Below are 14,862 nucleotides of genomic sequence, written 5' to 3' on the forward strand. Positions count from 1 at the left end.
CCGACACTGGACGTCCGTTGACCCAGTATTCAGGGTTACAGCGCAGCTCTGCTATCCGTTACCGTGCCGCGGTCGCCGTAGCATCAGGAAGGCGGCTGGGAGCACCAGCATCGACAGCAACGGCGCCGTCAGCATCCCGCCGATCATCGGCGCGGCGATGCGGCTCATCACCTCTGACCCCGTGCCGCTGCCGATCAGTAACGGGAACAGCCCGGCCAGGATCACCGCCACCGTCATTGCCTTAGGTCGGACGCGCAGTAGCGCACCCTCGCGGACCGCGGATTCCACGTCCTTGCGATCGGGCGTCGGGCCGCGCTCAGCGAGCGCGTGTTTCAGGTAGATCAGCATCACCACCCCGAACTCAGCCGATACGCCCGCCAGCGCGATGAACCCGACGCTGGTCGCAACCGACTGGTTGTAACCGAGCAGGTAGAGCAGCCAAACACCGCCGGTCAGCGCAAACGGCAACGTGCCCATGATCAGCGCCGCCTCATCGAACCGCCGAAAGGTCGCGTAGAGGAGCAGGAAGATAATCAGCAGCGTGGCAGGAACAACGATTTTCAACCGCTCGACTGCGCGTTGCAGATACTCGAACTGGCCTGTGTAGGTTACACTGACGCCGGGAGGCAGCTTGACCCGGCCGGATACCGCACGCTGAAGTCCCCCAACGATCGTCGTCAGCGACGAACCGCGGCCGTCGATGTAGATCCACGTCACTGGGCGGCCGTTTTCGCTGCGCAACATCGGTGGCCCCTCAGTAATTCGGACGTCGGCGACAGTGCCCAGCGTAATCTGCTGGAGCGAGGGCGTAACGATCGGCAGATTGCGCAGATCGTTGAGGCTGCCACGCAGCTCGCGCGGGTAGCGCACGCTGATCGGGTAGCGCGCGAGCCCTTCGACGGTCTGGCCAATCGTCTCACCGCCGATTGCGCCGGAAACGATCTCCTGCACGTCGGCGATGTTCATGCCATACCGCGACGCCGCCGCGCGGTTGATGATGACGTCGATATAGCGCCCACCCGTCAGCCGCTCGGCAAGCGCCGAACTGACCCCTGGCACGGTCTTCGCCACGGCTTCGATCTGGCGCGCGGCGGCGTCGATCTCTGCAAGATTGGGTCCGGCGACCTTGATCCCGATCGGACTCTTGATCCCCGTCGACAGCATCTCGATCCGGTTGCGTATCGGGGGAATCCAGAAATTGGCGAGGCCGGGCACCTTCACAGTGTTGTCGAGCTGCTCGATCAGCTTGTCCTGCGTCATTCCCGATCGCCACTGGTTCTGGGGTTTGAGGCGAATGGTGGTCTCGAACATCTCCAGCGGCGCCGGATCGGTCGCGGTGTCCGCGCGCCCCGCCTTACCGAACACGCTTTCCACCTCGGGCACGGTCTTGATGAGCCGGTCGGTCAGTTGAAGGAGCTGCGCGGCCTTTGCGGTCGATATGCCCGGCAGCGCGGACGGCATGTAGAGTAGGTCGCCTTCCTGAATCTGCGGTATGAACTCCCCGCCAAGCTGGCTGATCGGCCATAGGCTGGTGGCGAACACCAGTCCGGCGATCACCAGAAGCTGCTTGGGCCGCGCTAGCGCCCAATCGAGCGCGGGGCGGTAGAGGTGCGTCAATCCGCGGTTGATGGGGTTGGCGCTTTCAGCGGGTATCCTGCCCCGGATCAGGAACCCCATGAGGACGGGGACGAGCGTGATTGACAGGATCGCCGCGCCGGCCATCGCATAGGTCTTGGTGAAGGCGAGCGGTGCAAACAACCGCCCCTCCTGGCCTTGCAACGAGAAGACCGGAACGAACGATAGCGCGATGATGAGGAGGCTGAGGAACAGCGCGGGACCTACCTCGGCCGCTGCGTCGGTGATGACGCGCCAGCGCTCGGCACCCTTCAACTCGGCGTTGGGGTGATCGCGCTCCCAATGCTCGATGTGCTTGTGCGCGTTCTCGATCATCACAATCGCGCCGTCGACCATCGCGCCGATCGCGATGGCGATGCCGCTGAGTGACATGATGTTGGCGTTGACGCCCTGCACCCGCATCACGATTAGCGCAAACAGGATACCAAGCGGAAGCGTGAGGATCGCGACCAGCGCCGATCGGACGTGCCAGAGGAAAAGCGCGCAGACGAGCGCGACGACGATGAACTCTTCCAGCAATTTACTTTTCAAATTGTCGACCGCACGGTCGATCAACCCAGAACGATCATAGGTGGTGACGACCTCCACGCCGGGCGGCAGGCTTCTTTTCAAATCGACCAGCTTGGCCCGCACGCCGTCGATCACTTCGCGGGCGTTCTTGCCCTGCCGCATGACAATGACGCCGCCGGCGACCTCGCCCTCGCCGTTCAGCTCGGCCAGACCGCGGCGCATGTCCGGGCCGAGCTGGATGGTCGCCACGTCGCTCAGTCGAACCGGGACGCCGCCCGCTGCGGTCCTGAGCGGCACGGCGCGGAAATCGTCAAGCGAGGTCAGATAGCCGGTCGCGCGGACGATATACTCCGCCTCGGCCATCTCGACGCGCCTCGTTGACGGAGAAGTCCGGAACGGGGCCAGCGATTTCGACTCTCGAGTTGCCTGTCCAACGAATCAGGTCGGCCCGCGCTCGCGCGACTGCGGAGGCGAGTTCGTCACGGCGGTCATCGAGCGCGGCGAGCGACTGGCGACCGGCAAGCACTTGTGCGGGCCGTGCGCTGCCCGACGCGACCGCGCTGGGCGTCACCTGTACGAGCCGGTCGAGTCGCCCGCGCACCGCGTCGAGCGCCGCCAGTCTTTTTTCGGCATAGGCCAGCGTGATCCATGCAACGGCGGTCCCGACTTCCACCGTCCGCCCCTCGGCGACGCCTTCGGCATCGGCGGCGGTAATGTCGGTGTCGGCGCGCGCCTGCCGCGCGTGCCGCTTAGCGGCGTTTGGAATGTCCTGCGTTACGCCGAATCGAACCCAGGAAAAGTTGTCGCGTTGCGGCTCGAACGCCAGCGGTCCCGAGATAGGGAAGCTGTCGTAGCCAATCGCGAGCTTCGGATCGGGGAGCGCACCGGCCGCGCCGCGGGCGGCCCGGGCTGAGTCCGCGCCCGCGCCTTTGGCCCTCAACGACGGCGCGTTGTCACGCGCACGTGCGAGCGCTGCGTCAAAAGTCAGCGGCTCGGCCTGTGCCGTTGCCGCGAACAGCACGACAGCCAGCGCCGCGCCGTAGAAAGCCGGTTTAATCATGATGGTCCCCGTCGCGAGCCCAGCCGGTGAAGCATCTGCTTCACCGGCCGTCACATTTATCGCTTGGTCGGTGTCAGGAGGCGCAATGCGCCATGCACGATGCCGCGTCTGTGGCCTCGCTGGTCGCCATCATGCGCGTGCAATCGCTCGCCCGGCTCATCCTAGCGCGATTTGCAACCCAAACGCGCTCGGGCGCTAACAATGGCGCGCGGATTCCGGGGCGCTGTTGCCCTGAAGCACGCCATTCGTAATGACCTTCTGACGGCGACTGTGCGGCAAACGCGGAGCTGGTCGCGACGAGGGCGACGGCACACGCAAGCGCGCGCGTGATAAATTTCTTCATGATGTCTTCCTTGATCTGATCGTGGTCGCCCGCTCGAACCCCAAACGGCTCAGGCAGACGGATTTCGGGTGTCAGATCGGGAAGGCGGGCGGGTCGATCTCGGGTGCGACAGTACGGCCCAGTAGCGCTGCGATCACTCGCCGAGCATGAGGCAATGGAGCGATGTGCAATGCGGTTTCGGTTCTAACGGTGGGCAGCGAAATAGCTGGGGACCCACACCCCATCGCTGCGATGCACTGCCAGGTGATTTTCTTGCAAGGCATGCCACCCTGCATAGGTGCCGCGACCTCGGTGCAATTACCCATATCGGCGATTGCAGCCATCTGCGCACCCGCTACCGTCACTGGTGCCATCGCCATAGCAGTCGACTGGCCCATTAGGCCGATCATCGCGCCGAATAGCAGGACAAGGTGGAGAAGAGTCTTCACGGGAGCCTTGTTTGCGTGTCAGTCGTGAATGTCAATTCGCGAAGCCTAGGTGGTCGGTTACATAATCACCATTCGCGGGGAGACGCACCGAAGGCCCCTAATTGGGAATGCCGCTAGCAAACGCCGCGAGCTGATGTGCCGGATTATGGTCTCCCCGCCCAGGGGCACGGCAGGCGGGGAGTGATCGCACCATTTAAGGCCGCGCGCATTAAGAGCTGCGGCTATGCCCCTGCAACTTTGAACCGAGGCAGATCAGCGTTTTTGCGGGCATTTTATGACCACGGGCGGCACCTTCCCTGATGGTCCAAACTCTCGAACACAGCGCGCATTTTGGCCTGATGCGCGCGCTTGCTGGCCCTGACTGGTGGCACACCCGCTAACAAGTGTGGCCGTTGCGGCGGTCGCTAATGCGATCTGTACACGTAGAGCAATCATGTGATCCTCCTTTGTCACGTGTCCGACCGACCTTCGTGGACGCCGTAATCAGACTGACATAGCTTCTACAGCTACTAAAGGATCAAGCACTTTTTTTAATGCTCCATCGGGCGCGACCGAACAGGTTTGAGCCAAGACGGGCGTATGTCTCTTGGACGTAATCGTAGGGTCTGCGGAGGAAGGCCGCCGTGCGGTCCAGCCGCCCGTCCCGGGGTGGTGGCGCCGACGCTGCCGTTCCGGCCTGTGCGCTTCGCGCCGGGCGTTCGGTGTCATGTTGCGCCTCCTCCAAGCTGGGTGGCGCCGCGGGCCAGGTCAGCGCAGATGTCGATGATGATCCAGGCGAACGCGATGAGGGTCGGTAGTGCCGTCGTCGCCATCCCGAAGGCTTTACCGGTCGCTCCATGTGGATAGCCGCGCAGGAACGTGACCCGTCCTACCGCGAACAGGACCACGGCGCCCGTAATGAATTCGAGCGGGGCGTCGCCATCGAGGGTGGCGAGCGCCAGGAAGGCGATGCTCGCCATCGTCGCCTGCTCGAGCGTGTTTGAAGGAATGCGAGCGGCACCTTCAGCCGGTCGCTTGGCGCGGCGAAGGCGGAACCGGGATTGTCATGCGCCGAGTAGCGCCGGATGGTCGACACGATGCCCACCCCCACTGCGAGCCACAGCATGACGAGGAGGCTCGCGCGCGCAGCGAAGGCGAGCCGCGCGGCGGTCCCCCGTGGCAGCTCGATCTGTTCGGGCAGCCACAAGGTGGCGACGCCCAGCACCACGGCGCACAGCAGGAAGGCCGACGCCGCCCGTCTACGGATGCCCGACCGTTCTGCGGCCATGTTCGAAGGCTTTGGATGCTCCGCCATCGTTGTTCGCTCCAGCTTGCTGCCGTTCACTCTCGCCACCTTCGACGGGGCCGCCCCGAAACGACGCCTCTGTCGCGCTCACGCCCGGCTGCCTATTCGGCGTTCTCGGAATGGCGCTGTCGCCGTGCTTCTTAATCTGCGGGACGGTCGGGCGCGGAAGTCATCGGACAATGGGCCTGCCCTCCGTGGACACCTTCGGGGGATCCTGCGTCGAAGCATCCTCATCCGACGCCTTGAGGTCGTCGGGCACGTTGCTGCGCAGCTCGTTGATCCAAATCTGGCCGTCGGCGTCCGAGGGCGCGCGCCAGTCACCGCGCGGCGACAGCGAACCGCCTGTCGTGACTTTCGGTCCGTTTGGCAGGGCGGAGCGCTTGAACTGGTTGGCGAAGAAGCGGCGCAGGAAGACGTCGAGCCAGTCGCGGATGGTGGATATGCTGTAGGATCGCTTTTGCTCCTCCGGGAAGCCCGGCGGCCAGTTGCCCGCGGCGGCATCCTGCCAGGCGTGAAGCGCCAGAAAGGCGATCTTGGAGGGTCGCAGCCCGAACCGGGTGAGATAGTAGATCGAGAAGTCGTGGAGTTCGTAAGGACCGATCTTGTCCTCGGTGCTCTGCGACTGGCCCTCGGACGACTGCGGGATGAGCTCCGGCGATATCGTCGTCCCGAGCACGTCGAGCAGAATGTCGGTCACTTCGGCGTCGAATAGCCGGTTCAACGCCGTCCGCCGGATGAGGTGCTGAATGAGGGTCTTCGGAAGCGAGCCGTTCACATTGTAGTGGCTCATCTGGTCGCCGACGCCGTAGGTGCACCAGCCAAGCGCTAGTTCCGACATGTTGCCGGTCCCGAGCACCAGGCCGTCACGCTGATTGGCGGCCCTGAACAGGAGGTCGGTCCGGATCCCCGCCTGCACGTTCTCGAAGGTCGTGTCGTAGACCGGCTCGCCGCTCGCGAACGGGTGCCGCAGATCCCTCAGCATCTGAATGGCCAGCGGCCTGATGTCGATTTCCTCGGCTGTCACGCCCAGCCCTCTCATCAGCGCGTGCGCATTGGACCTGGTCCTGCTGCTGGTGGCGAAGCCGGGCATGGTGAAGCCGAGGATGTCGGTGCGTGGACGCCCGAGTAAATCAAACGCCTTCGCCGCGACGATCAAGGCGTGGGTCGAATCCAACCCTCCGGACACGCCGATGCAGATCTTGCCTATCCGGGTCGCCTCAAGCCGCTGCGCGAGCCCACTCACCTGGATGTTGAATGCCTCGTAGCAGTCTTGGTCGAGACGGGCTGGGTCGTCGGGCACGAAGGGGAATCGATCGATGCATCGCCGCAGGCCTAAGTTGCCCTGCGGCGGCTCGAAGCGAAAGGACACGCGTCGGAAGCGCCGGTCTGGCATGCCATTGGCGATCGCGGCCTCGTTAAACGTGCCGGTTCGCATGCGCTCTAATTGCAGCCGCTCAATGTCGATGTCCGCGACGGCCATCTGGGACTCAGCGCTGAAGCGCTCCGTTTCCGCGAGCTGAGCCCCCAGCTCGTAAATACAGGCCTGGCCATCCCAGGCTAGATCGGTCGTCGATTCCCCGTGTCCGGCCGCCGAGTAGATGTAGGCGGCCCAGCAGCGGCCGGACTGGATCTCGCAGAGGCGCCGCCGCGTGTCTGCTTTCCCCACCACGATGTTGCTGGCCGAGAGGTTCGTCAGGATCAGTGCGCCGGCGAGCGCGGCGAAGTCGCTGGGCGGTGCAGGCGCCCAGACGTCCTCGCATATTTCGGTGTGGAAGATCAGGCCATCGACATCTTCCGCCTGGAACAGGAGGTCCATCCCGAACGGGACGGGTTCACCTCCGATGGGGATCTCGCCGCGCACGTCCCGTCCGGAGGCGAACCACCGCTTCTCGTAGAACTCGCGGTAGTTGGGTAGGTGCCCCTTCGGCACGACGCCGAGGATACGACCCCGGTGGACCGCGACGGCACAGTTGTAGAGACGCCCCTCACGGCGAAGCGGCGCCCCGACGAGGAGAACCGGGCGGAGATCGCGGCTCTTGGCGACCAGCTCTAGAAGTCGTCCCTCGACCTCGTCGAGCAGCGCTCGCTGCAGGAGGAGATCGTCGATGGAATAGCCGGATAGCCCGAGCTCCGGGAAGACCATCAGCGCGACCCCTTCATCGCTCCCCTCACGGGCAAGTCTCAGCATCTCCTCGAGGTTGAACGCCGGGTCCGCGACCCTGCACATGGGACGGCAGGCGGCGACCCTGACGAAGCCTTGCTGGTAGATCGACAGGAAGTCGGCTGCCTTAGGTGGCGCTCGCTCGTTCATTCCCGTTCCCGACATCACTTGTCTCCACGGTGCGTGGATCGTGGCTCCGACTTACCGTCGGACGGATCGCTAGCAATGAGCACGATCGCGACGCCTACGGTGATGAACGCGTCGGCCAGATTGAACGTCGGCCAGTGATATCCGCCCCAGTGGAGGTCGACGAAGTCCCGTACGGCTCCGAATCTCAGCCTGTCACCAATATTACCGATGCCGCCACCGAGGATCATACCCAGCGCGGCGCGGCAGATAGGACTCGCCGCCCGCACGATCATCACGAGGACGACCGTTATAACGGCTGCGGCGACCGCGATCAGCAGGATCGGGTCGCCCCTTGTGGCGAGCCCGAAAGCAACGCCAGTGTTCATGCCGGACGTGACGTTAAGGAAGGGGGCGACTTGTATCTCGCCGTGGCTCGCAACGAACTTGAAGGCCGCTGCCTTGGTCAGCTGGTCCACGGTTACGGCAAGCCCGGCCCCCAGCCACGCGGCGGCGCTCCTCATAGATCTACGCTCCAGGGGCTGCGCATTCCCGGGCTTCGATGTCGGGTTGTCAGGTCCACAGTGGCGGGCTTTTTATACAACGAACTCACGCCGCCCGCGGACGTGCCGGGTGGTAGTTTAACCACGTTGACCGTCGCGGCGCCCGGTTCTGCTGAACAGCGCAGCAAGAGCTTGGAGGTTTGTCAGGAACAAGATAGCCGCGAGTACCAGGTAGCCCCAAGCTAGCCATGTCAACGTGTTGACGATGCGGGGTTCGTTGTTCTGCCAAATCACCGCCAAGGTCACCTGGACGACGAAAAGGACGGCCAAAGCAGCCGCGCCTGCCAGACTTAAACGGAAACGAAGTAGCAAGCCGATCCCGAATAGCGATTGCGCGGCGGTGAGGAAAAATTCCTCATGCTGGCGTGCGTCGAGCGGCAGGCTCGTCAGGTGCCCCGCGCCCAAGCCGACCGCCAGCGGCAACATGCCGACAAGCAGCGTCCATTGGTTGATCTTGTCGGACATCATCGTCGCGAGCCCGGTCTGGGCGCGGCCCGACAGCACGAACAGCGCCGCCACGACGACAGCGGGGGCTTCGCTCGCGAGCGGCGCGAGCCACTGAATCAGCAAGAACTCGTCGAACCCTAAAAGGCGGCCTGACTCGATCATCGACTCGGCGAAGGGCTCGGCAGATACAAGAATGATGGCGGCTGCGACGATCGTCAGCGTTCCCATCGCCAACCACTGGCGAAGAGGTGAAAGCAGCATCAGCGCGGCGGCCGGGCCGGGCTCGTCGTCATCGTCGTCGTCGGCGTCCGCACCAATCTCTTTCCGGCTCGCGCGCCACATATACAGGCCGAACAGCGCGACCAGCACGACGGTGTCGATCGGAGAAATCCGGCCTTTTGCCACGATGACGAAGGCGTAGATGCTTGGAAGCAGCAGGAAGAGAATCTCGGTCCGGTTCGCGGGCAGCAGCGAAATCGCGCGCTCTCGCGTGCGACGCCAATGAAGTAGCACGAGCAGCGGCCATGCAAGGCCGACGAGCAGCCGATTTGCACCGGTCATATTGGCTGCGGCATAATGGACGTAATTCGATCCCGGGTTTGCACCCGCCGAATAGGCGTAATAAAAATCGACGGCATATTCGGGCAGTACGGTGATCAGCGCGATGATCGCCACGATCAACCCCGCAGAAATGCGTTTCTCGGCCGCCTCCGCGCCCCACGAAAGGAGGAAGCCTGCGGCAAGAATGGCCGCTCCAAAAACAAAGGTGTCGAGCAGCGGGTTGGGCCGCCAGCCTTCGATCCGCAGGATGACAGCCGGGATCATCGTGGCGCCGACAAGGCCTAGCAATAGCGCAAAGCGGCGTAATGAAGGCGGTGAACTCTCGGGGGAAGTCAAAGCCATCGGCACGGTATCCTTTTGACCATGGTTCTTGTCCGAGCCGCGGTACGCAATAAATTCATTTTGCGTTCCGCTTCCCCGGTCGGTTTTGCAACGGCGCGTAACGGGTAATCGTCGTTCCTCGCGCGAGAAAGCTTGAAAGGCATTTGTTCGTGGCGGCCAAAGCATCGCGCATTCGTCGCTGGACCATCCCAATCCCGAGCACTGACACAATGCCGCCGCACCGCATGTGATGGCGCACCTCCGTGCGTTGATCGATCTTTACAAGCTCGAAGCCCTCTTCGGCCGCGATCAGACGTCCAACGCGCATCTGCCAAGCCACGCTGGCGTTAGGCACATATCTAATCACCCTGGCTTGCGCGCTGATTGGCGGCAGCGAACGTATCCTGGTCTTGTGCTCCAACGTCAAAATGGACTCAAACGCGCCTGCGCCCGTCAGCGATATGAACGGATGCCACTCCCGATAATGGTTGAAGTCCGACAGTACGCGCCAGACGCGCCCTACTGGCGCCGAAAGAGCTATCGAGCTATCGACCTCAAACATAGAGCCACATTCATTTCAATCCGAGTTTGTATTGGAGATGAGGGAGGATGCCCCGCCGATCACTTCGATCGCTTCCAGCGTCATCAAGCCAATACCCGGGATATCCGAAAGTTGGTCTGCAAACGCACGGACGCGTCGCTCGTCCTCAACGATCTCGATTACAACCGCACGATCACTTTCGAGAACGTGGCGCTGGTGCAAATGCACTGATTGGCCAAAGCCAATTAACGCCTCCAGGATTGTCACGCCGGCAACCCGGGCCTCCTTAGCCCGCGCTGCGATCTCCTGGAACACCTTCCGGTCGCCGTAGTAGGCCGACTCATCCGTGTAGATGCGCAACAACTTCATAGTCATTCGTTGTTCCTTCTCTTCACGCCTCAACCGGCTCGGCCAGTGTCGACTTGAGAGTTCGTCTGGCCGCGAGGCGCTCGCCTGCTCCCAGGACGACAGTGGCGATGGCCGGTAGCACCAGAAGCGTAAGAATCGTCGCTGCGATCAAACCACCGATGACGGTCGTCGCGAGTGGTTTCTGCACCTCGGCACCAGTACCGTGCGCAAGCGCCATCGGTACGAAACCGATTGCCGGTACGAACCCGGTCATCACCACGGCGCGCATCTTGTCGGCCATGCCGTCGCGGATGGCTTGTGCAGTCGCCAGTCCTGCCTCCAATCGCTCCCGGATGGCGGTCATTACCACCAGGCCGTTGAGAACAGCGACGCCGGCCAGGCAGATGAATCCGACAGCAGCCGATACCGAGAAGTTGATGCCCGTCAGAGCCAGCGTAAACACGCCACCGGCAAGGCCCAAGGGAACTGCCAGGAACACCGACGCCGCCCTCCCGAAGCCGCCAAGCGCCATGTAAAGCAGCCCGAAGATCGCTAGGAAGCACAGCGGCACTACGATCGACAGCCGCTTCGATGCCGCGGCCAGGTTTTCGAACTGACCACCCCATTCGAGGTAGTAGCCAGCCGGCAGCTTCACCTGTGCGATCTTCGCCTGCGCCTCCTGCACGAACGAACCGGCATCGCGTCCGCCGAGATTGACCTGAACGACCACGCGGCGCTTGCCGTTCTCCCGGCTGATCTGGTTCAACCCTTCGGTCAGCCGGATTTGCGCCACTTGCGCGAGCGGCACCTGGCCGCGCGGCCGTCCGGCGACCTCGGGCAACAGGACCGGCAGCGACCGGATGTCGTCGAGATTGGCGCGTGTCGCGTCGGGCACGCGCACGGTGACATCGAAACGCCGGTCGCCCTCGTATACAAGCCCTGATTCTCGGCCGCCGAGCCCCGCCGCGACGGTGTCCGCAACATCGCGAATGGTCAGGCCGAACCGCGCGATCGCGGCACGATCAAGCCTCACGTCGAGCGCCGGCGCGCCACCGACTTGTTCCGCTTTGACGCTGGCCGCGCCAGGTATTGTCTGGAGCACCCGCACCATCTCGCCTGCAGTCTGCGCCATCTTGTCAAGGTCGTCGCCGTAGATCTTAATCGCGACGTCGCCGCGAACACCCGCGATCAGCTCGTTGAAACGGAGCTGGATCGGCTGACTGACCTCGTAGAGATTGCCGAGCAGTCCGCCGGTCGCTTTTTGGATCTTGGCAACAACGTCGGCTTTGGTCGTGCCCTTGGCCCATTCCTCCTGCGGCTTCAGAATGACAAAGCCGTCCGAAACGTTCGGCGGCGCCGGGTCGGTTGCGGCTTCCGCGATACCGGTCTTTGAAAACATTAAGGCGACTTCCGGGATTTTGATCACCGCCTCCTCGACCTTGCGTTCCATCAACAGCGATTGTTCAAGGCTGACCGAGGGTACGCGCGTCGACGCAAAAGCGAGATTTTTTTCGTCGAGTTGAGGAATGAATTCCGATCCCAGCAAGCCGAAGGCGGGGATCGCGGCCAGGAAGAAGGCTAAGCCGCCGAGGATGAACGGCCAAGGCCGCGCGATCGCCTTGTCCAGCGCGGGCAGGTACCGCTCCTTGGACTTGCGGATCAGCCATACGTCCTTCTCCGCGACTTTGCCGCGGATCAGGATCGCTACCAGTGCCGGCACCAGCGTGATCGCCAAGACGAAGGCAGCCACCAGAGCGAGCATGATCGTGATCGCCATTGGCGAGAACGTCTTGCCTTCGGTGCCGGTAAATGTGAGCAGCGGAGCGAAGGCGAGCAGGATGATCGCCTGACCAAAGACGGTCGGCTTGATCATCTCCTGCGATGCTCGCATCGTCTCCTCTAGCCGTTCCCGCAGCGAGAGCAGTCGGCCTTCATGTTCCTGTCGGTGCGCGAGTCTGGCAAGGCAGTTCTCGATGATGATGACGGCGCCGTCGACGATCAGACCAAAGTCGAGCGCCCCCAGGCTCATCAAATTGCCGGGCACGCTGAACGCGTTCATACCCATTGCCATCATCAGGAACGAGAACGGAATGACCAGAACCGCGATCACTGCCGCGCGCCAATTGCCGAGCAGCAGGAACAACGCCACGGCGACGAGGATCGCGCCCTCAGTCAGGTTGCGCTGGACCGTAGCCACCGTCGCACCGACCAGCTCAGCGCGGTTCAGCACCACCTTCACCTGAATGCCAGGTGGAAGCGTCTTGGTTATTTGATTAAGCTTGGTGGTCGCTTGTTCGGCCACGACCCGGCTGTTCTGGCCAATCAGCATCAGCACCGTGCCGATCACCGCTTCCTGGCCGTTCATGCTGCCGGCACCGGTCCGCAAGTCGCCACCAACACGGACATTCGCGATCTGGCCGATCGTGATCGGGGTTCCGCCCCGTGTCGCTGCTACAGCGTTGCGGATCTCGTCAACGGTTCGAACACGGGAGTCTACGCGGACGAGATAGGCTTCACCGCCACGGTTGTAGTAATTGGCGCCGACCGCAAGATTGGCGTTCTCGAGAGCTTGACCAAGCTCGCTATACGAGATGCCGAAACTGCCGAGTTTGGTCGGGTCCGGTTCGACCACAAAGGTTTTGGCGAAACCGCCGATAGAGTCGACGCCGGCGACGCCGCCGACGGATCGAAGCTGAGGGCCGATAATCCAGTCCTGCACCGTACGCAGGTAGCTCGCCTTGGCCACCGCATCGGTCAGCCGCTCGCCTTCGGGTGTCAGGTAGCTCCCGTCAGGCTGCCAGCCGGGTTGGCCGGCGACTTTCTTCGCGCCCTTGCCGTCGGGGTTGGCGTAGCCAACGGTATACATGACGATCTCGCCGAGGCCGGTCGACACCGGTCCAACCTGCGGCTGCACGCCGTCTGGAAGATTTTTGGTTGCCTGGCGCAGGCGCTCGCCGACCTGTTGGCGTGCGAAGTAGAGGTCGGTGCTGTCGGTGAAGATCGCACTGACCTGGCTGAAACCGTTGCGCGAGATCGAACGCGTTGTTTCTAACCCGGGAATACCGGCGAGCGCGATTTCGATGGGATAGGTGACGAGTTTTTCAATTTCGACCGGCGAAAGGCGCGGGTCGATCGTGTTGATCTGAACCTGATTGGTCGTGATGTCTGGCACCGCATCGATTGGCAGCTTCGTAAGCTGCCAAAGGCCGAGGCCGCCGATGACTAGGAAAAGGGCGAGCACCGTCCAACGCATGCGGACGGAGAGCGCCATGAGGTTGGCGATCATGATCTATTCTTCCTCGCCCGCGCCCTTGCCCAGTTCGGCCTTGAGCAGGAATGCGTTTCTGGTCGCGATCTGGCTTCCCGGTGCCAGGCCCTTGACGATCTCGACCCGGCCATTGCTGCGCTGGCCGATCGTGACGTTCTGGGCGCGAAAGCCCTTCGCCGTACGGACGAAGACCACGTCGCGGCCTTCAAGGCTTTGTACCGCATCATCTGGAACCGCGATCGCATTAGAGAGATCGCCGCGGCTCGGGAGGAGCCGCACGCGGAGGGCCAACCCTGGCTGGAGCGCGCCTGGCACGTCCAGAACAGCGGTTGCCGAACGGGTCTCGCCGCTCAAACCCGGCGTTACCGCCCGGACACGTCCCTCCAACGTTCGCCCGTCCGGCAGTTCGACAATCGCGCGGTCGCCCGGCGACAGACGTTGAGCATCAGCCGGACCGACTGCGGCCTCGATCTGAATTTTGGCGGGATCGGCAACCCGGAAAAGTTCGGTCTCGGGTTGAACGAACGCCCCAAGACTTACGTTTTCCGCGGTCACGCGTCCTGTGATCGGACTTGCGAGGACGACACCGCGACCATCACTCGTGACGTTTGCCGCTCCCGCGGCGACCTGCGCGCGTCGCGCCTCTGCCGCTGCGGAGGTCGCCCCGGCCTGAGCCTGCTCGAGATCGACCCGCGCCGATACTTTCTGCCGGTACAAATACTGCTCTCGTGCCAAAGCCTTTTGCGCCAGCGCTGCTTTTGCCGCTGCGACCGTGCGGTCCGCCGCGAATTGAGCAGCTTCACGGCTCTCGACGATCGCGAGCGCTTCGCCTGCTCTTACGGGATCTCCCAGACGCTTGAGCAGGCGCGTCACCGCCCCTCCGGCTCTCGCTGTTACGATCGCCTCGCCGGTTGGGGAGGCTGCCACCGTCGCTTGGCTGACGATTTCGGCACCCAGACCGCCTGCCTTGACCGCTTCAGTCGCGATACCAGCTTGCTGCACTGCTTGTGCCGTCATTGCCAAGGTATCCGGCTTGTTCTCCTTGACCGGTTCAGCCGCAGGAACGTTGGCCGGGGACACGACAGGCGTCGAACCGCCCGTGGTACAGCGCGCAACCGCAAAACCACCGAGCGCGGCGATCAACGCAACACCGGTCGCACCGCCAAGCACGCGCTTATCTTGAAGCATCATAGGTGTTCTCCAAGATAAGACGAGGCGCAAGCATACGATACATGCCCAAGGCACGTGCGACCGGAACCTGGCGT

General features: G+C 63.1%; 9 protein-coding genes and 1 pseudogene. All 10 read right to left on the reverse strand.

Features of this window, described 5'->3' with window-relative positions:
- Window positions 1–51: 51 nt before the first annotated feature.
- Window positions 52–2,514: pseudogene (locus tag LPN01_RS04715) on the reverse strand (efflux RND transporter permease subunit); the annotation flags it as partial.
- Window positions 2,456–3,205: a TolC family protein gene (locus LPN01_RS04720; RefSeq protein WP_262827203.1), complete on the reverse strand. Its 750-nt coding sequence runs from the start codon at window positions 3,203–3,205 to the stop codon at window positions 2,456–2,458. The gene LPN01_RS04720 and the pseudogene LPN01_RS04715, both read right to left, overlap by 59 nt.
- Before the next feature lie 1,475 nt (window positions 3,206–4,680).
- Window positions 4,681–4,935, reverse strand: a complete 255-nt coding sequence (locus LPN01_RS04725; protein WP_262827204.1) for a hypothetical protein — start codon at window positions 4,933–4,935, stop codon at window positions 4,681–4,683.
- Between the two features lie 495 nt (window positions 4,936–5,430).
- Window positions 5,431–7,587, reverse strand: coding sequence for an NAD(+) synthase (locus LPN01_RS04730; protein WP_262827205.1), 2,157 nt, complete (start codon window positions 7,585–7,587; stop codon window positions 5,431–5,433).
- Window positions 7,587–8,072 carry a signal peptidase II gene (gene lspA, locus LPN01_RS04735; protein WP_262827206.1) on the reverse strand — a complete coding sequence of 162 codons (486 nt, stop codon included), beginning with the start codon at window positions 8,070–8,072 and terminating at the stop codon, window positions 7,587–7,589. The genes LPN01_RS04730 and lspA overlap by 1 nt, the downstream gene beginning before the upstream one ends.
- A gap of 117 nt (window positions 8,073–8,189) precedes the next feature.
- Window positions 8,190–9,461, reverse strand: coding sequence for a sodium:proton exchanger (locus tag LPN01_RS04740; RefSeq protein ID WP_262827208.1), 1,272 nt, complete (start codon window positions 9,459–9,461; stop codon window positions 8,190–8,192).
- Between the two features lie 55 nt (window positions 9,462–9,516).
- Window positions 9,517–10,002 carry an SRPBCC domain-containing protein gene (locus tag LPN01_RS04745; RefSeq protein WP_262827209.1) on the reverse strand — a complete coding sequence of 162 codons (486 nt, stop codon included), beginning with the start codon at window positions 10,000–10,002 and terminating at the stop codon, window positions 9,517–9,519.
- A 15-nt stretch (window positions 10,003–10,017) separates the two neighbouring features.
- Window positions 10,018–10,350, reverse strand: a complete 333-nt coding sequence (locus LPN01_RS04750) for a DUF190 domain-containing protein (RefSeq protein WP_410482799.1) — start codon at window positions 10,348–10,350, stop codon at window positions 10,018–10,020.
- A 22-nt stretch (window positions 10,351–10,372) separates the two neighbouring features.
- The gene (locus LPN01_RS04755; RefSeq protein WP_262827211.1) at window positions 10,373–13,615 is read right to left on the reverse strand and encodes an efflux RND transporter permease subunit; all 3,243 of its coding nucleotides are present in this window, start codon (window positions 13,613–13,615) and stop codon (window positions 10,373–10,375) included.
- 3 nt (window positions 13,616–13,618) lie between these two features.
- On the reverse strand, window positions 13,619–14,788 hold the full coding sequence (locus tag LPN01_RS04760) for an efflux RND transporter periplasmic adaptor subunit (RefSeq protein ID WP_262827212.1): 1,170 nt from the start codon (window positions 14,786–14,788) through the stop codon (window positions 13,619–13,621).
- Window positions 14,789–14,862 lie beyond the last annotated feature (74 nt).

Origin of the sequence: Sphingomonas sp. A2-49 (genome assembly GCF_025548555.1) — a bacterium.
Classification (GTDB): Bacteria; Pseudomonadota; Alphaproteobacteria; order Sphingomonadales; family Sphingomonadaceae; genus Sphingomonas.

What these genes read in the sequence shown, in the direction of transcription:
- LPN01_RS04745 (WP_262827209.1), bottom strand. Translation starts at nt 10,002, where the DNA reads ATGTTTGAGGTCGATAGCTCGATAGCTCTTTCGGCGCCAGTAGGGCGC.
- LPN01_RS04750 (WP_410482799.1), bottom strand. Translation starts at nt 10,350, where the DNA reads ATGAAGTTGTTGCGCATCTACACGGATGAGTCGGCCTACTACGGCGAC.
- LPN01_RS04760 (WP_262827212.1), bottom strand. Translation starts at nt 14,788, where the DNA reads ATGATGCTTCAAGATAAGCGCGTGCTTGGCGGTGCGACCGGTGTTGCG.
- lspA (WP_262827206.1), bottom strand. Translation starts at nt 8,072, where the DNA reads ATGAGGAGCGCCGCCGCGTGGCTGGGGGCCGGGCTTGCCGTAACCGTG.
- LPN01_RS04725 (WP_262827204.1), bottom strand. Translation starts at nt 4,935, where the DNA reads ATGGCGAGCATCGCCTTCCTGGCGCTCGCCACCCTCGATGGCGACGCC.
- LPN01_RS04755 (WP_262827211.1), bottom strand. Translation starts at nt 13,615, where the DNA reads ATGATCGCCAACCTCATGGCGCTCTCCGTCCGCATGCGTTGGACGGTG.
- LPN01_RS04740 (WP_262827208.1), bottom strand. Translation starts at nt 9,461, where the DNA reads ATGGCTTTGACTTCCCCCGAGAGTTCACCGCCTTCATTACGCCGCTTT.
- LPN01_RS04730 (WP_262827205.1), bottom strand. Translation starts at nt 7,587, where the DNA reads ATGTCGGGAACGGGAATGAACGAGCGAGCGCCACCTAAGGCAGCCGAC.
- LPN01_RS04720 (WP_262827203.1), bottom strand. Translation starts at nt 3,205, where the DNA reads ATGATTAAACCGGCTTTCTACGGCGCGGCGCTGGCTGTCGTGCTGTTC.